Source organism: Aestuariivivens sediminis, assembly GCF_022662105.1.
In the GTDB taxonomy this organism is placed as follows: Bacteria; Bacteroidota; Bacteroidia; order Flavobacteriales; family Flavobacteriaceae; genus Aestuariivivens; species Aestuariivivens sediminis.
Genome location: NZ_JAKMCP010000006.1, coordinates 1 through 16349, shown reverse-complemented (window position 1 = coordinate 16349; position 16349 = coordinate 1). Strand labels below are relative to the sequence as shown.

The window sequence follows — 16349 nt, the reverse complement described above, 5'->3', positions numbered from 1 at the left end:
ATGGCACAATCGTATAGCCTTTTTTTATATCTTCTAACGATCCATCTCACCGTGTACTATATGTAATTGTGGTAGGGACTATACGACGTGAAAGATCACAAGTCCGTATAAAAAAAAGCGCAATATCCTTAAGGAACCAAAAAGCATCACCCTACGAAACGAAACGTGTATGAGGCCGGCCGTTAAACAGGAAATGGAAAAGGGCAGTGGCAATAGGGCTCCAACAACAATGAGAAAAACACCCCATTTACGGGACTGTTTCAATTGTTTTTCCAATTTTCGAGCCATATAATCATGTACCTTGGGAAGTAGGGTAATTCCTTTGCCAAAGGCGTAGCTTATTAAACCACCGGCGTAGGACAGCATGGCCAAGAGAGACAAAAATAACCATGGCAAACTCATTTTGTCGGACCAGGCGATAAAAATTTCCGGAGGTATGAGTCCTAAAAAGGTCTCAGAAGCAAAAAAGAATCCCAAAACACCCAAAGGATGTAAAGTTTCGGTTAAATAGACCAGGCCCTCGCTGATGTTAAAAAAATGATTTGTGAGAACAATAGCAAGCACTAAGCCAGTGATAATGGGAAGGGCTTTCTTTAAACTGTTCCATATAAATACATAAAACCCGGTATAACTATAGTACTGGTGCAAGAGTTGTAAACGTGTCTTTTGTGTCTTTTCCTTAGAGGGGTTTTTCATGCAATTCGGGATAAATAGAATGCAAAGATACGTCACCATTTAAGAATAAATACTATATTTATAAAGAATTTGGCAATGGTATAGCTTCAAGTCATTGCGAAAATCAGTTGAAAATTTCATAAAAAGTACCACTTATGGAAACCAAAAACTCGACATCCCGCAAAAAGAAGTACGCCGATTTTCAAGATGCTTACCGACGGTCATCTAACTTCATGTCGTTTAGCAAGGAAGAGTACAAAGCGTTTAAACTGAAGGGTAACGGCTATTTAAAATATAAGAAACCACATGAGGATACAGAGTAGAAGTTATCCGTGGTATCTTATGTGCCAGGGTCAGGGATGCCTGTATATTCTATTTGACATAATATAAATTATAGGACATTTTACAACAATTAGCGTAATAGCGCTTTTGGGCGATATTTGACATAATTGCAGATATAATGTCGCAGACTTATATCGATAGTAATTATGTCAAGCTAATTGTGGCTTCGTTGTTGTGTTTATTAATGTGCAGCTATAATTCTCTATAATGTAAAATATTCCAGAAAGTATTTAGATTTAAAAGAATACGCAATACTTGGGTCATTAAATTTTATCGTTTTGATTTTCGTATAATTTTAAAATTCTGTACAATTACCGGGAATTTTTTAAATACGCGATTCTCAAGGAACAGCTCCCAAAACATGTGATACTCTAAATTGCCGTTATGAAAAATTGTTTCTTTAAAGGCAGGCATATGGTTTATTTATGCTCATGCGGATGCTCCAGGTAATGTTGCCTGAGCAGGTCCTTACCATAATCATTGCCATTCGGTGTACGAACCACCGCATGGATATGTTGCCGATGGACGTCATTTCCATATAATTTTTTTGTTCCCAATGGTTTCTGATGGTCAAATTCAATGATAATAACCGGGCTATGAATCCGGTAATAGTAAACAGCATCATCTCCGCTACCCCCAATCCAGGCAAACCATGTATCATCAATGTATTTTTGTACCTCATCCATCTTGACTTTCGCATGACCATCATCCATATGGTCAACATACAGTTGTATCAGCAAAAGTAACTGATCCTTTTGTGCACGGGTAAATGACGATGCTTTTATACCGGCATAGTCCAGTATCACATTATCCGACCAGGCAGCGGTCAGGACGTTATTCCCTGCAGTAGACGGCGCAATTATAGCCTTACTTTTTTGCTCATCGTTCAAAGCCCTAAGCATTTTCAATCCCGAATCCTGCTCGTCCTGCAAAATCGAAACCCCTTTGTACTTTCCAATGTCAGCAATGACGGGTTCCGATCCAACAAATAATGGTGTCATCACGACCTGGTCTCTTAAAACAAAATAGTTAATAATGAGATGGTGTCCTTCCATTTGCCAACCCCATGGTTCCGTTTCCGAGGGTTCGCCCATAATCGTTATCCAATAACGCCATTCACCATATCTTTCCATATTTCCGCTGATCTCTCCCAGGGTATAATTCAATTTCATAATGTCCTGGCTCAATTTCAATCCTTTTGCGCTTAAGGACGCCCCCATGAGATCAAAAGCGGCTTTCCGCTGTTTTTCGGACATTTCAATAAAACCAACACCTTGTCTAACATAATAGTCCTGATTCATCCATTTGCGCCACTCATCGTCATCTATGGAAAATTTTGTTTTTTCCCGCTGCACATCATCCAGTGATTCGAGAAAGGCAACAGCGGCATTCCGGACGGGTTCGGTTGTGACTCCGGTAGAATACAGTTTAAAAAGACCTTCCTGAATTGTTCCATTGGTGGTAATTCCTTTGAAGGGCGCTTTCAAGCCTTCATTCTCCTTCTTCAAAGATTGTTGTTCCTGCCAGGTTAATTGAGCGCAAACCGGATTGGATAATGCGCATAATGTCAGAAATAAAATAAATTGGACAGTGTAAGGTTTCATCAATTTTATAGTTAGGATTATTGTAAATATAATGCCTTTAGGCTTATATCGTTACAACATTATGTCAAAATGATTTGCGGGATAGTTATTGTAACACCAATCCTCCTATCTATAATTTCGTAACCTATCAATTTGGGAAACGGCCGCTGCCAAACACCCGATTGTTTTGTAAAACAAAATGCGGTGCCTATAGGTCTGTCGATATGATTTCCAATTTTTATTGGCTAATAGCTTTTAAATGCGCATATACAGGATGGTCTTGTACTTTCATCTCCACAGGTCTGTCAAAAATCTTAATCCCCTTTACGGCATTAAGTTTTCCGTCTGGAGCAAAAGCCTTAACTGCATAATGCTCTCCATTTTCATTAATGGCTTTAACATGAATGATATTACCGGATCGACTAATGCCTTTTACATCCAGTTTTTTCTGGTCTTCCGTTAAGGCCTTGATATCGTAAATAGTACCGTCTGGTCCAATAGCCTTAATGGGTGAATAGGTATCTGAGGCTGCTCTTTGCATTATTTTAACAGGTAATTCAACACCTTCAACAAAGACCTTAATGTTCAAGAAGCTATGTTGTTTGGAATCTTGCACCGCACTTACATCAAAGGTATTGCCTTTGGGGTCAATAGCCTTTATATCCAGATTTTTACCATCGGGAGTTATTGCTTTAATATTCCATATAATGGTTTCAAAATCACTTTTGTAAGCGCCTTTGGTTATATTTTTCTTCGGCAGAATAAAGTGATCTTCATTATCGGATGGATGCATTGCTTTTACATGAGCATAGATGCTATGGCCTTTTAAAGTCATCTCCCTGTCTTGGGAATTCACTTTTATGCCTTTAATATCATTAAGTTGTCCCGTTGGGGAAATGGCTTTTACACCATAGAACTTTCCCTTTTTGGTCAGGGCTTTCATAATGACAATGTTACCATATCTGGCGACACCTATTATTTCCAATTCCTCCCCTTCTGGAGTTACGGCTTTGAGTTTATAGGCACTACCTGAGTTTGTAATGGCTACCACAGGAGTAAATTGATTTTCACTCACTAATATCTTAACAGGTAAGATCTCATCATTGACCATGGCTTTTACGTCCATTAAGTAATCTTGATCGGAGTTTTGAATGGCTTTGATGTCGAAACCTTCTCCTGCATTATCAAACATTTTAATGTCCAGGCTTTGTCCGTTGGGATGGATGGCTTTCACGTTCCAATAAATGGTTTCAAATTTTGCCAGGTTATTCGGTTCAGTCGTATTGGTTTTATCTTTTGAAGGTTTATTGTTACAGGCCGTTAATAACAAGATAAAACCAAGAGTAAATAAAGAATAGCACGTTCTTTTAACTAATGGAAAGGTTGCATTTTTCATCTGTTTAAATTTATTATTTTTTATCGGTCAGACCTGCCTTGCCGTCAGGCAGGTGTAATGACTCACATCACAATTATTTTTTTAAAGTGGTCGTGACCCTTCGGTTTGCCAATAATTATCTTGTGGGTATCAAGAATTGTTATGGCTCATTTCATGATTATGACATTTAACTTTAGAAACATCTAAAGGTAAAAAAGGATAGTCCCATTTTTTATGACTTTGGTCATGTAAAAATGACCAACCACAAAAACGTTTTGGAAGAAAACAGGGAAACCGAATTACTTAGGAAGCCACAATAGCATCCACCTCAATTTCTATTAACCATTCCGGGTTAATAAAGCGGGTGACCTGCACGATAGTATCAACGGGTTTGATGGTTTTAAAATAGGAAGAACGCACCGCTGCCGCCGTTTCCCAATCGGTTATATCGGTCAGGAACATACGGGTCCTGACCACATCGTTTAAACCCGATCCGGCTGCTTCCAGGGCCATTTTAATCACTTCCAAACATTGTTTGGTCTGTGCAGCAATATCACCCTGTCCTACCGTTTTTCCGTTTGTATCTATTGGGGCGGTTCCGCCAACTGTAATATGGGGTCCCACACGCACAGCACGGCTAAAACCTACAAGGTCTTCATAGGGGCTGCCACTTGATATTAAGATGCGTTTCATCGTGTTGTTTTTTTAATGGAAGTAACTACTCCCCTTTTATACGTCGCATTTGATCATTGGCTTTATTGAATATGTCCCGTATCACATCGCCATTGGAAGGTTCTTCCTCAAGGGTTTCAGGATCCCATTGGGAGCGTTCGGTGGCAAAAAAATCACCACCATAAATATGCAGTCCACCGGTAAATCGTTGTAACGGATTGGTTACCGAGTGGATGGCGTTGGTATTAAGGGTGGCCACATCGCCTGCAAATAAACACCGTACATCATGAGCTTCCAAACCATCCGTTTTTCTTTGCCAAAGAATATTGTCTTCCCGTCCCGTATAGATACCAATATTGGCCCACATCCGGTGATTGTGTGGCATAAGGTTCATTTGCGGGGTCCAGGTGGCTGCAAAAATGGTCAATTCCCTGGACCGAAGAAATACTTTTAAACCCGCTTCCCTTGGTTCTCCAATGGCCTTTAACATGGCTTTATGCTCGTAAACCCCTCTGGCCAAAACCGCTTTAACGGCTTCCTGGGGATCGGATTCCTTGTTGGCCGCAACGCAATCTTCAATAAATTTTTGCATGTCATTAAGTTCTTTTTCCTTTACTGGAATAATGCGTTCCCCATGGTCCAATGCAGCTTGTGGCACATCCGTCATTGCAGCGTACATAAAGGATGGAAGTGCAGATAGGCTTATCCCGAGCCCCAGGGTTTTAATAAGACCACGTCGGGAGAGCTGTACATCGTTTTTTGAATTAATCATGGTGTTGTGGTTTTAAGGATTTGGTTTTCTGATATTCCTGAGTAAAACGCTCATTAAAAGACATGGCTTTCAAGGAGGCCTCAATACGATCAAGATGCCTAATTATAGCGAGATCTTCATTTAACATCTTATAGATAGCGTTTTCGCAACAGGACCATATATGTTCTAATTTGGGAAGAAGATTATAGGATTTTGGGGTTAGCGTGATGTTTTGTTTTCTTTTATCCAAGGGGTCCTTTTCGGAAACGATATAGCCTTTAGCCGTCATTTTTTTTAGCATGACCACCATCGAGGGATGGGAATAACCAAGCTGCTCTGCAATTTCAACCATGGTGAGTCTGTTGTGATCCCTTAATAATTTAAATACTAAATGCCAGCTGGGTTCCACATCGATATCCATTTGTTTAAAGAATTTTCTCGTATCGTGTGCCATCCGATCGCTAATACGCTTTAGTCTATTGTCCAGGGCCCTATAACCCAGGGCTTTGATGTAGTCTCTTTCCATGTGTCACAATTATACCGCAAAGATAATAAAAATATAGTTAGTTAACTACATAGTTGATTAAATATATTGATAAACCGGTTAAAACCAGTCATAGTATTAGTCTATGAATACAGAGGTCATACTAATGCTGCCCATAACCAAATCATCATTAAATAAACTCAAATGGTCGTGATCAGTTTCCTGAAGTGCCAGCGTATAAAGTAAGGGTAAAAAATGTTCCGGTGTCGGTATCGCCAATTGTAAGGCTTTATTGGAATGATAATCGAAAAGGGATTTAAAATCCCGAAGGACGATTTTATTGTTGATAAAGGCCCTGGCTTCCAATGCCCAATCGTAGCCCTGGTTAAGCGAAAAATGTAAACGACGTAAATTGTGTACCATATTGCCACTACCTATAATCAAAATGCCTTTGTGCCTCAATACCCTTAACTTTTGGCCTAGTGTAAAATGATATTCAGGTCCCTGTGTATAATCTAAACTCATTTGGATCACGGGAATGTTAGCCTCGGGATACAGATGCTTGATCACACTCCAGGCACCGTGATCCAAACCCCAATCATAATCCATAGTAACCGATAGCGGTGCCATTAATTGCGCGGTTTCTTTAGCCAATTCCGGACTACCGGGTGCAGGGTATTGTATGTCATACAAGGCTTTGGGAAAACCACCAAAATCATGAATTGTTCTCGGCATCTTCATAGCCGTAACCTTTGTTCCTTTGGTTTCCCAATGCGCTGAAATACACAAAATGGCCTTCGGCGTCGGAATTTTTTTGGTTATGGTTTTAAAACCCTGAACAAAAGGATTATCGTCGATAGCATTCATAGGACTACCATGGCCTAAAAACAAGGCCGGCATTTTGGGTGTGGATTTCCATATTTTGGACTGCCGGTATAGGCTATTGAGATCCATAGCGGGTTTTAATGTATACTAAAATATAAAAATAAGAAATTAAGGTGATACGGTCCTATGCGCCTATGATATCCTATCTAATGGAATGACTAAAGTCCGCGGAAAAAAACATTTTTTGGCATCACAGGCTTGATAAAATAATTCGGCCGTGTGCTTTTTCAAATCGGTTAAATGCATTTGTTGCCCTTCCAGAACAACGCTAATGGTAAAACCCTCAGAAATCACTTTAAAGTCACGGTAGTGGTCCATATGCCATGTTCGGGGTTCAAATTCAAATACCATCGATTTTACATCGTAATTCAGGGATGGTGCTATTTTAAACTGCGTTGCGATAAAATTATCACAATCCACAACATCCGGTTGAATGTGGTAACCCGGAGTAATGGTAAATGTAAATTTCAATGCCACTTCAGACGCGGTGTGATCACTAACTTCAAGGCCCACTAAGCTCACAAACTGCTCATGTTTTATGTCCTTTTGAGACAGATGACTGGCTTTAGGGGTTTTTCCACATGACAGGCAGCCTAACGCATAAAACAGGAGTATAAAAATGCGATATTTAGTAGAGCAGCTCATCGAGTTTATTTTTAACATGGATGAGTTTAGAATCGAAATTTTTAGTATCCAATAAACTCATGAATTGCATGTTTCCGTTTTGATCAATAATAATATTGGAGGCCAGCATGATCTCATCTCTGGCCAGCTCGGGTAAGACCTCTTTGGGAGCGAAACTGGCAGCCACTGTACCATCCGTATCTAATACAACAGGAAAACTCAGTTGGTGTTGTTGAACCCATTTTTCCTGAACCAGTGCTTTTGGTTCTTTAACGTCAATAATTAAGACCACCACACCCCTATCCTTATAGTCTCTGCTTAATTGCTCCAAATATGGGGCTTCGGCATTACAGTATGGACACCACGTTGTGGCGATATGAAGAACCACCACCTGACCGCTATAGTCCGACAACCTAATCGGGGTTCCCTCGGTTGATAAGAGTTCGAAATCCGGGGCTTTTACCATAGGGGTTTCCATGGTATTACGAGACACCATGGTCGTTTCGGTGTTATTGTTTTTACAGGAGGTCAGGGTTACCGTACTTAATACGCCTAACACCAAGCATAAGGATAAAAATCTTAAGTTGAAGCATGTTTTCATGATGGTATAGATGATATTAACAAAATCTATCATTCCAATCTCATGCCATAAATTTAACTATTTGTAAATCAATTATATAGAAGAATTCATATCATAACGGGAATTACGATATATCGCAACATTATGAGATGTCGTTAATGATTTTACGACATTTCGAGAATTTCTGGGGAAAGGTTACAAGGAGGCCACCACAGTATGTGCAGGATGTTGATCTTTCAGCACAATATTCTTTTCGGCCACATACAGATCACCTTCTTTTCTTAGGGTCAACATGCCTTGGTAGTCCATACGTTCCAGTTTTTTTCTGCAACGGTCAGAAATGGCCGGATCGTCATCAAAAATAAAGGCATCGAAGTCATATTCGGGTTTACCGGGGACTTTTATAACCGGAAGAATTTGTTTCATACCTCGTTTACGAGGATATGTAAGCGGTACATAAGGCGCACCGGGAATAAACGTATAGATGGTATATTCGCCATCGGCATTGGTTTTTACCCATGCCCTATGTTCTATATATTTTTTGCCACTGGTAGTTTTATGGGTTTTAAAATCACCATCCGCATTGGGTTGATAGACATATACAATAACATCCTTAGCGGGTGTAACACCGTCATTATAGTAAATGGTACCCGATATTTTCAGTTTGCTGTCCTGCTCATTAAAGCCGGGAATGGTATCCATATGGTTTAAATGCCGTTCGGAATAATCATATAGTGGACTATGCGTATCATTTTTTGCGATGACGTCTTGTGCAAATGACGTATTTACATTTACAATACATGCAAAACAGGTTAGGGCTAATAGCGTTTTCATGGGGTATCCAGTTTCTATTCATTGTTAAAAGTATATAATAGAAGAGGTTAACACCTAAAAAATCATATGAACTCAAGAAATACACGATAAAGTGAATAAATCATGGCATACCGCTAAAACAGGGGCTTTCGTTTATCGATTAAATTGGTTTTTTAACTACCATCCCGGCGACTTAAGTCTTTTTAAGGGTCTCTCTCATTCAACCAAAATAGAACAGCACAAGCTCATGCCCTACTCCATTTTTAACTGCTTTATGGTCCCACTATACTGAATGGGAAGCCGGTAGACCCCATTCAATAGCATAGAAGTTTTGAGATTGGGGAACACGTCAAGGACTACGCGATAGTTTTCGGACTGGCCATCGGCACTAAAATTAATACGGTAACTCCCATTTTTATTTTTATTAATGGTATAATCACTCAGGATACTTTTAAGTTGAATGGCTCCATCACCCGAGCCATAGCCTGCCCGCATACGGCGTTCGCCAAAATAGGGTAAATAAGAGAATACACTGTCGTTACGGATCCTTAAATAATTGGGATTTCCGATTAAACTGATGCCTCCTGCATTGCTTCCCGGTTGCAATAGCCCTGAGTTCAGGACCTGTTGTACCGCATTGCTCACCTGTGGGTAGGCGAAATTTGATTCAACTTCAAAAGTTCCGGAGCTTACAATGGTTTCCAGAGCTTTTAATTCTTCTGCTGAAGCCGTGGGTTTTGTCGATGCACATGCCACCAATAGAAGCATGGATAAAAAACGTAAGGGGATCACACGTTTCATACTCACTTTTTTTTTATAAGCATTTTACAATCACTAATTTACAAAATATAATACTAAGAATTCCGATACCCTTCAGGTATTAAAGTGCTTCGTAACCATTTTTTCAAATATCCTCGAAAGGTATATTTTTTCGGATAACGTGTTATTCCTAAGCCTTTTACCGAAATAATGAGCCACCTGTCAATATTTTTTGCTTTCAAAACACCGCTTATCTAGTTTTAAAATACCAAATCTTAAAACCCTGTTGTTATGGATACGCATTTTGCCTTATTCAATCAAATTAACAGTTTATCCTTCTGGTTACTCCTTGAAAGTAATTACCGAAGTAATGTCAGTTTAAATGCAGAAGAGGATCTTTTTTTCATTTCGGTGAAAAAGGGGAACGCCATTTTATACGCTCATGAAATTAGCAATTTGAGCAAAAAGAACAAAAAATACCTGCAATTTGAATTGTCTGCCGTGGTTAACCACCTGCTGCACATCAAAAACAATATTACGTACCAGACCAAAAAAAGTGCTTAAATACCGAGAATGGCAGTAATGGCTTTGATCCAATCCTCTATGGTTGTACTGTTGGTATCCAAGGCTATGCTACCATTTCCATAAGGAGCATAAACGAGTGGATTGGTTACCGAAAAAAACCCAACCGTTGGAGTCAAAGCGGCACTGGCTAAATGCATGACCCCGTTATCTGCAGCTATAAAAATGGATGTGTTTGCGATAATGGCACCCATTTCGCGTATATCCTTACTGTAAAAATTAGGCGCCTTAAAATGAATCTTTGAAATATTCTCAATGGGTAACATTTCAATAATGTTATAATCCGGATATTCGTCTAATAGCCTATCATAAAGGGTTTCCCACCAAGTTTCAGAGTAACATTTATCTCCCGTGGCATTGGTATAAATACAAATGGACTTTTTGTCGTTGTTAATAATGCCATCCAAAATGGCTTTCCCCCGGGATATTTCATCCTCACTGAGTTTTATATCCAATACAGGTACATCGCTATGATCTTGTTCAATGCCTAATTGAGACAAATAGTACCTTAGATTATAAACAGGGTACTTTGCAATATGGTGGTAGTCCGAATGTACCTTTTGAATATTTTCGTAAATCTCACCAAACACTTTGAAATTGGCTTTACTGATCTGAGTTAGTAATCGACCTGAAGCGGAATTTCGGTCGGCATTAATAACCAAATCATAACGTCTTCTTCTTAACCCTATCCACTTGGCCATATAGGTAAACAGATTATTAAATGGCTTTTTAGGAAGCGGAATGATTTGATGTATTTGATCATAATTTTCAAATACCGGAAAAGCAACACCACCCTTTACAAACAAATCAATTTTACAATATGGAAAGGTATTAATGACTTCCTGTACAATGGGCGTTAATAATAATTGATTTCCCAAACGGTGATTGGGTCTTACAATTAATACGTTTTTAATGGCCTCGACATGGAGTGAACCAAATACCGGCTCCCTATGGGAACGACCTATATTTTTGGTTATGCGATGCATAACGTTTCTGCGAATGTCGTTGATTCGTTTAGGTACTTTCATTCCTCATTCTTAAAGGGGTGCAAATTACAAATAATAGGTATAAAATAAGCTAAAGACTTAGGTAACTTTTGGTTAGCGCCCAATAATCCTGGGTTTGGTCAGAACCCGTTTGGAATTTATGAAATATACCCCGGTAAGCAAAACCACAGCAGCTATAATGGACTGCAATGTAATTCGTTCATCAAGGATCCACCATCCTAAAATAAGGGCTATAATAGGGTTTACATAGGTGTTGGTAGAAACTTTTTCGGGTGAAACGACTTTGAGTAAATAATTGAATGCCGTAAAGGCTATGATGCTTCCAAAAAATATCAGCCCCAGCATGGCCCATTGCACATTACTACTCCATGTTGAAGGCAGTGACCATGTTTCACCAAAACAAAAACTGGCCATAGCTAACATAATACCTCCCGTTAACATTTGGTATCCCGTATTCACAAAGTAATTAGCCGGCATATCTGCCCTGCCCACAAATAAACTTCCATAGGCCCAACTCACCATACACACAAAGATCATGATCATACCCACGACCTGGTTGTCTTGACTGATTAATTGTTTTTGACTGACCAAAAGGTAAATTCCAATAAATCCTAAAAGGACTCCAATATAAGACATGGCCGATATTTTTTTACCCTGAATCAACCACATTAATAGTAAAACCACTAAAGGTTGTGCCGATATTTCCAGGGCGGCGAAACCGCTGTCCACAAATTTTAAGGCCCATACCACTACGCCATTCCCAAAGGTTAGGAATAGAAAACCGGCAATAATGGTATTTTTAAATTGCCTCTTTGTAATGGTTATCCGGACTCTTAAAACCTTGGCAATAATGAAAATAAAAACACTCGATACAAGAAATCGTATAGAGGCTAATTTAAAAGGAGGTAATTCACTCACCGCTATTTTATTCAAGAGGTACGTGGATCCCCATATGACATAAATGGCAAAAAAAGCGAGTAAGATGGAAATGGTTTTGCGCGGCACACTCATGAATGGAATTTAAAAGATGTTAAGGCCATAGGCCAAAAAGTTTGGTAAAAGTAAACTTATTTTTAAAAGATGCAGACATTGTTAACAAACAATTTAAGGCCATGGGATCAAAATTGTGCTTAGCGAAAGAGACGCCTTAATTTACGTCATTATAAAGAATTCAGTCCTTCGGCGGATAGCCATGAATAGAGGCATAGACGTCATCAAAATTTTGACGTATATAGGTATTTAGCTTTTTTCGGTAATCCCCTTTAAGCCATTCTACAAAGTTAAAGGTACTTTTGCTAATGCATTTGGTATAGCGGTTAATTCTAAAATCAATATCATCTCCGAGTTTTTTTGCCAGAATTAAAGCATCATAAACATCTTCGCTGTTCTCGACACAAATTTCGGCGTGCTGTTTTATAGACAGTTTTAGAACGGATTTGGAGGATTTTCCGTTTCTAATACAATCCACATAGGTTTTTTGGATATCAAAATAGACCTCTTTAGAATTTGAAAACTCAGCACGCAACTCATCGGGCATCTCATATTTGAAATTGCTTTCAAGCTCTTCGTCGCTCAATAGAGCGTCTAAATAATAATTGGGCGATTTAAAGATGCGTTGCCAGTCCAGATTATCGCCCCATGGACCAAATCGATGAAAGTTATTGCCTAAATCGACTACCGTAAACGTGTTTTTATTTTTTAAAACACGTGATCCCCTACCAATCATTTGATAATAGAGGGTCAAGGATTTTGTAGCTCTGTTGAGAATAATACTTTCCACTGTGGGTTCATCAAAACCGGTCGTCAATATACTCACGGAGGTTAAAATGGCATCGGGGGTGTTTTTAAACCATTTTAAAATCATGGCCCGTTCCTTTTTGGTATTGGTATTATCTAAATGTGCAATTTTATATCCTGCCCTTTTAAAGGTTTCATAGACATGCAGGGAGGTATTAATACCATTATTAAAAATTAGGGTTTTCTTGCCTTTAGAACGCTCCTCATAGGCATACAACAGCTTCGATAGCATATCGTCGGCAGTATACAGGTCTTCCGATGATTTTACGGTATAATCACCATTGGCGCCAACCACCAGAGAGGTAAGCCCTACATTATAGGAATACATTTCAGCCCGGGATAAAAAACCGTTCTGAATAAGGGACTCTATACTTTCCCCGACAATAAGTTCATTGTAATTGTCGGTCATCGGTAATTCAATACTCGAACTCAGGGGGGTTGCCGTGACACCAAGGATAAAGGACTGACTAAAAAATTTGAATAACTTGGTAAATGAATTGTAATGCGCTTCGTCTATAATAACGAGGCCAATATCTGAAATATCCAGTTTATCGTCATGTAAGCGGTTATTTAGGGTTTCCACCATGGCCACAAAACAGCTGTATTCTCCCTGATCGCTCAAATCAGCCTTACTGTCAACGACTTTGTTAACCACGTTAAACTCGGTAAGCATTTTAGAGGTTTGTTTACAAAGTTCAATCCGGTGGGTCATTACCAGAACTTTTTTATGGTGGTGCTTTAAATACTGCCTTACAATTTCGGAAAAGATAACTGTCTTCCCTCCTCCTGTCGGTAATTGATACAAGAGATGGTAATCCTCAGGTGATTCTTCAAAGGCCTTAAAAATTTTGTTGATAGCGCCCTTTTGGTAACTGTATAAATCCTTACCTGCTTTACGTTCTTCTAATTCTAATGTGGAAACACTCATAAAAAAAATTGCAATGTGCAAAAATAACACCTTTATTAAGTTTATCGTGAACAATTGCACTAAAATTATTAAGGAATATTAACAGCCCTGTTTATTTTGTGAATATGTCTATAATAATACCGGTGTTATCGATGAAATGCAATTATATGTATTCATAACCCTACAAAATAAAACCTTTTATCGATAAAATACTATATTATTCGTTTAAAAGTAAATTATTTGTATTTTTAGCTTGAATTTAACCTACTTGATTATGAAAAGACTACTACTATTAATTTGTATTATAAGTGCAAATTACCCATTAATTGCCCAATGTTATGATACATTACCTGTTACTGAAACTTTTGACGATTCTTCGGTAATTGGTGTATGTTGGAATGTTTCTGACAAGGACGGTGATGGTAATAATTGGTACTGGAGAGAATATGGTGCCACCTATGGAGGACACAAATGTTTAACCTCTAGATCATGGAACTCAGTTCAGGGTGATTTAAACCCCGATAATTGGATTTACTCCAATAGTATTGATTTGACTTCTTTTAATTCAGGTGATAATATTCAAGTTACCTGGAAAGTAAGAGGAGAAAATGCGACATACTCGCACGAATACTACACGGTTTATGCTTCAACCGGTAATCAGATTTCTGATTTTCAATCAAGTCCTGTACAGCGTGGTGAATATGCTGATGAAGTTGGAGGAAGTGGGACCTTTGTTACTCGTAGTTTAGATATTTCTTCTCTTGCAGGAAATATGATTTATTTGGCATTTCGACATGAAAATATTTCAGGAAGTCAATTTATTTTAAATATTGATGATGTTTCTGTTAGTTCAGCACTTTTGAGTACACCGGAGGAAATTTCGAATTTAAATTCCGTTAGACATTACTATGACTTAGCCAATCAGAAACTCGTTTTAAAATCAGATTCAGAAGTTTTTAGCGAAATCTCCCTGTTTAATGTACTTGGGAAAGAAGTATTAAATAAAAAACTTAATTCCACTCAGGAATATATTGATCTTTCTAATTTTAATAGAGGTATTTATATTGCTAAAGTTAGAAACTATAAAAGTTATTACACCATTAAAATATTAAAACAGTAATTTAATAATATTTAAGTGCAACTATTTTAAAATACAGTAGTAACATCAAAAAAAAGAGCCGCATTGAGCGGCTCTTTTTTATTTAAATTTAGTTAAATATCCTATTGTGGACTGGACGATACTATTTTTTTAACAATAGTTCCCTCCGCTGTCGTTAACCTTACAAAGAACATTTGATTATCGGTTCCTGAAAGATCAATAGTCGTGGTTTCCAAAGACCCTTTAATATATTGGGTGTTTTCAGATGATCTGATTAAGGCACCCTTCATATCAAATACGTCAATACTAACATCGGTATCGTAATCGAATGAATAGTTAATATTCACTTCCTGATCAAATGGTACCGGGTAAGCTTTGAAATCTACAGTTCCAAGGTCTTGAACCAGTTCAGGCTCACAAGAGCCACCACCTGCACAGGTAAAGCCACCGTCAAATGATACCATTCCACCTTCATTTTCTGATAATAAATCACTCTCAGAAGGTGAACACATACAAAGAACCTCACAGGTTACCGCATGAGCAATCACATATATTGGTCCACTAATATCGGTAACCTTAACAGAATAATTCTGCACGGTACCTAGGTTGGACGGATTATACGGATATTGTCCTGGTGCAACTGTGTCCGATCCATTCTTTTGAGGATAGGGTTCACAACCTACATAGACATGGGCTTCGGTCATAACGTAACCAGGGGCTAAATCGCCATAGGTTACAGTAACCATACCACCAGTGTAATCAACCGTCACAGTACCTACAAGAGCGCCTTTAGACACATCACATTGTGCTGCTCCGGCATATAACGGCAATTCATAAGTGCCTTCACATTCGAAGTAATTGGTCCAACCCCAACGTTTAAAGTCCGGGATAAAACATTCTGCGCCTTCATCTGCTCTTGCAAAAGCCGTTTCACAGTTTCCGACCTTATCCCATTCGCTGATGTATTCGACCGTAACAGTTTCTGCTGCATTTCCTGCACAATCCGACACATTAAACACATACTCATAAATTGCTGAACATTCATCACTACTTACCATATTGGCATAGGCCATAATAGTACCTCCATCACCACAATTATCACTCCATGTAGTTTCTAAATATTCCGGTACTTCACCGTTACAAACATAGCCACCATCTAAAGGCGTAATTACTGGATCGATATTATCATCTATAGTGTAGACATAATCCCAGGTTGCACTGTTACCGGCACAGTCGGTAAAGGTATAGGTAAATGTTCTTGTACCCTCACACTCTACGGCTCCTGTGTCTCCTGTAAGCTCGCTCATCAGGTCATTACCACAGGTATCCTGTAGTGTTGGTGCTCCAGGAGCTACCGCATCGTCAGGACAGTTAACCGTTTCAGCACCATCTCCAGGCAAGGTGAAGGGAAGGA

Annotated in this window: 18 protein-coding genes; 3 read left to right on the top strand and 15 right to left on the bottom strand. The window is 38.8% G+C overall.

Annotation, left to right across the window (positions count from 1 at the left end; all coding sequences use genetic code 11):
• Window positions 1–78: 78 nt before the first annotated feature.
• Window positions 79–696, bottom strand: a complete 618-nt coding sequence (locus tag MR054_RS13755) for a YqaA family protein (protein WP_242158403.1) — start codon at window positions 694–696, stop codon at window positions 79–81.
• Between the two features lie 134 nt (window positions 697–830).
• Between MR054_RS13755 and MR054_RS13750 the strand changes: the two genes are divergently transcribed.
• Complete coding sequence (locus MR054_RS13750) at window positions 831–998, top strand: hypothetical protein (RefSeq protein ID WP_242087056.1); 168 nt, start codon at window positions 831–833, stop codon at window positions 996–998.
• Window positions 999–1436: 438 nt separating this feature from the next.
• On the opposite strand, the gene MR054_RS13745 is transcribed toward MR054_RS13750, so the two are convergent.
• From MR054_RS13745 to MR054_RS13700, 10 genes are all read right to left on the bottom strand, one after another.
• Window positions 1437–2621, bottom strand: coding sequence for a DUF3500 domain-containing protein (locus MR054_RS13745; RefSeq protein ID WP_242158402.1), 1185 nt, complete (start codon window positions 2619–2621; stop codon window positions 1437–1439).
• A gap of 217 nt (window positions 2622–2838) precedes the next feature.
• Window positions 2839–3996, bottom strand: coding sequence for a DUF7486 family protein (locus MR054_RS13740; protein ID WP_242158401.1), 1158 nt, complete (start codon window positions 3994–3996; stop codon window positions 2839–2841).
• Window positions 3997–4278: 282 nt separating this feature from the next.
• Window positions 4279–4668: a RidA family protein gene (locus MR054_RS13735; protein ID WP_242158400.1), complete on the bottom strand. Its 390-nt coding sequence runs from the start codon at window positions 4666–4668 to the stop codon at window positions 4279–4281.
• A gap of 25 nt (window positions 4669–4693) precedes the next feature.
• Complete coding sequence (locus tag MR054_RS13730; protein WP_242158399.1) at window positions 4694–5419, bottom strand: hypothetical protein; 726 nt, start codon at window positions 5417–5419, stop codon at window positions 4694–4696.
• The gene (locus MR054_RS13725; RefSeq protein WP_242158398.1) at window positions 5412–5924 is read right to left on the bottom strand and encodes a MarR family winged helix-turn-helix transcriptional regulator; all 513 of its coding nucleotides are present in this window, start codon (window positions 5922–5924) and stop codon (window positions 5412–5414) included. The genes MR054_RS13730 and MR054_RS13725 overlap by 8 nt, the downstream gene beginning before the upstream one ends.
• 96 nt (window positions 5925–6020) lie before the next feature.
• A complete protein-coding gene (ygiD, locus tag MR054_RS13720; protein WP_242158397.1) occupies window positions 6021–6836 on the bottom strand; it encodes a 4,5-DOPA-extradiol-dioxygenase in 816 nt (271 codons plus the stop codon).
• Window positions 6837–6899: 63 nt separating this feature from the next.
• Complete coding sequence (locus MR054_RS13715) at window positions 6900–7412, bottom strand: hypothetical protein (protein ID WP_242158396.1); 513 nt, start codon at window positions 7410–7412, stop codon at window positions 6900–6902.
• The gene (locus MR054_RS13710; protein ID WP_242158394.1) at window positions 7396–7992 is read right to left on the bottom strand and encodes a peroxiredoxin family protein; all 597 of its coding nucleotides are present in this window, start codon (window positions 7990–7992) and stop codon (window positions 7396–7398) included. Before MR054_RS13710 ends, MR054_RS13715 begins: the two co-directional genes overlap by 17 nt.
• 174 nt (window positions 7993–8166) lie before the next feature.
• Entirely contained in the window at window positions 8167–8805 is a 639-nt protein-coding gene (locus MR054_RS13705; RefSeq protein WP_242158393.1) for a peptidase associated/transthyretin-like domain-containing protein, read from the bottom strand.
• A gap of 231 nt (window positions 8806–9036) precedes the next feature.
• A complete protein-coding gene (locus MR054_RS13700) occupies window positions 9037–9585 on the bottom strand; it encodes a DUF4251 domain-containing protein (RefSeq protein WP_242158392.1) in 549 nt (182 codons plus the stop codon).
• A gap of 249 nt (window positions 9586–9834) precedes the next feature.
• Here MR054_RS13700 and MR054_RS13695 point away from each other — a divergent pair, with 249 nt between their 5' ends.
• A complete protein-coding gene (locus MR054_RS13695; protein WP_242087035.1) occupies window positions 9835–10107 on the top strand; it encodes a hypothetical protein in 273 nt (90 codons plus the stop codon).
• On the opposite strand, the gene MR054_RS13690 is transcribed toward MR054_RS13695, so the two are convergent.
• The 3 genes from MR054_RS13690 to MR054_RS13680 all read right to left on the bottom strand — a co-directional run bounded on the left by MR054_RS13690 (window position 10104) and on the right by MR054_RS13680 (window position 13857).
• The gene (locus tag MR054_RS13690; RefSeq protein ID WP_242158391.1) at window positions 10104–11153 is read right to left on the bottom strand and encodes a glycosyltransferase family 9 protein; all 1050 of its coding nucleotides are present in this window, start codon (window positions 11151–11153) and stop codon (window positions 10104–10106) included. The genes MR054_RS13695 and MR054_RS13690 overlap by 4 nt on opposite strands.
• Before the next feature lie 72 nt (window positions 11154–11225).
• Window positions 11226–12143, bottom strand: coding sequence for an EamA family transporter (locus tag MR054_RS13685; protein WP_242087032.1), 918 nt, complete (start codon window positions 12141–12143; stop codon window positions 11226–11228).
• Between the two features lie 160 nt (window positions 12144–12303).
• Window positions 12304–13857 (bottom strand): DEAD/DEAH box helicase, encoded by a 1554-nt coding sequence (locus MR054_RS13680; RefSeq protein ID WP_242087030.1) that lies wholly within the window; start codon window positions 13855–13857, stop codon window positions 12304–12306.
• Between the two features lie 253 nt (window positions 13858–14110).
• Between MR054_RS13680 and MR054_RS13675 the strand changes: the two genes are divergently transcribed.
• Window positions 14111–14956 carry a T9SS-dependent choice-of-anchor J family protein gene (locus MR054_RS13675; protein WP_242158389.1) on the top strand — a complete coding sequence of 282 codons (846 nt, stop codon included), beginning with the start codon at window positions 14111–14113 and terminating at the stop codon, window positions 14954–14956.
• Window positions 14957–15057: 101 nt separating this feature from the next.
• On the opposite strand, the gene MR054_RS13670 is transcribed toward MR054_RS13675, so the two are convergent.
• The coding region (locus MR054_RS13670; protein ID WP_242158387.1) for a T9SS type A sorting domain-containing protein at window positions 15058–16349 on the bottom strand (1292 nt) is incomplete at its 5' end.

What these genes read in the sequence shown, in the direction of transcription:
- MR054_RS13755 (WP_242158403.1), bottom strand. Translation starts at nt 696, where the DNA reads ATGAAAAACCCCTCTAAGGAAAAGACACAAAAGACACGTTTACAACTC.
- MR054_RS13750 (WP_242087056.1), top strand. Translation starts at nt 831, where the DNA reads ATGGAAACCAAAAACTCGACATCCCGCAAAAAGAAGTACGCCGATTTT.
- MR054_RS13745 (WP_242158402.1), bottom strand. Translation starts at nt 2,621, where the DNA reads ATGAAACCTTACACTGTCCAATTTATTTTATTTCTGACATTATGCGCA.
- MR054_RS13740 (WP_242158401.1), bottom strand. Translation starts at nt 3,996, where the DNA reads ATGAAAAATGCAACCTTTCCATTAGTTAAAAGAACGTGCTATTCTTTA.
- MR054_RS13735 (WP_242158400.1), bottom strand. Translation starts at nt 4,668, where the DNA reads ATGAAACGCATCTTAATATCAAGTGGCAGCCCCTATGAAGACCTTGTA.
- MR054_RS13730 (WP_242158399.1), bottom strand. Translation starts at nt 5,419, where the DNA reads ATGATTAATTCAAAAAACGATGTACAGCTCTCCCGACGTGGTCTTATT.
- MR054_RS13725 (WP_242158398.1), bottom strand. Translation starts at nt 5,924, where the DNA reads ATGGAAAGAGACTACATCAAAGCCCTGGGTTATAGGGCCCTGGACAAT.
- ygiD (WP_242158397.1), bottom strand. Translation starts at nt 6,836, where the DNA reads ATGGATCTCAATAGCCTATACCGGCAGTCCAAAATATGGAAATCCACA.
- MR054_RS13715 (WP_242158396.1), bottom strand. Translation starts at nt 7,412, where the DNA reads ATGAGCTGCTCTACTAAATATCGCATTTTTATACTCCTGTTTTATGCG.
- MR054_RS13710 (WP_242158394.1), bottom strand. Translation starts at nt 7,992, where the DNA reads ATGAAAACATGCTTCAACTTAAGATTTTTATCCTTATGCTTGGTGTTA.
- MR054_RS13705 (WP_242158393.1), bottom strand. Translation starts at nt 8,805, where the DNA reads ATGAAAACGCTATTAGCCCTAACCTGTTTTGCATGTATTGTAAATGTA.
- MR054_RS13700 (WP_242158392.1), bottom strand. Translation starts at nt 9,585, where the DNA reads ATGAAACGTGTGATCCCCTTACGTTTTTTATCCATGCTTCTATTGGTG.
- MR054_RS13695 (WP_242087035.1), top strand. Translation starts at nt 9,835, where the DNA reads ATGGATACGCATTTTGCCTTATTCAATCAAATTAACAGTTTATCCTTC.
- MR054_RS13690 (WP_242158391.1), bottom strand. Translation starts at nt 11,153, where the DNA reads ATGAAAGTACCTAAACGAATCAACGACATTCGCAGAAACGTTATGCAT.
- MR054_RS13685 (WP_242087032.1), bottom strand. Translation starts at nt 12,143, where the DNA reads ATGAGTGTGCCGCGCAAAACCATTTCCATCTTACTCGCTTTTTTTGCC.
- MR054_RS13680 (WP_242087030.1), bottom strand. Translation starts at nt 13,857, where the DNA reads ATGAGTGTTTCCACATTAGAATTAGAAGAACGTAAAGCAGGTAAGGAT.
- MR054_RS13675 (WP_242158389.1), top strand. Translation starts at nt 14,111, where the DNA reads ATGAAAAGACTACTACTATTAATTTGTATTATAAGTGCAAATTACCCA.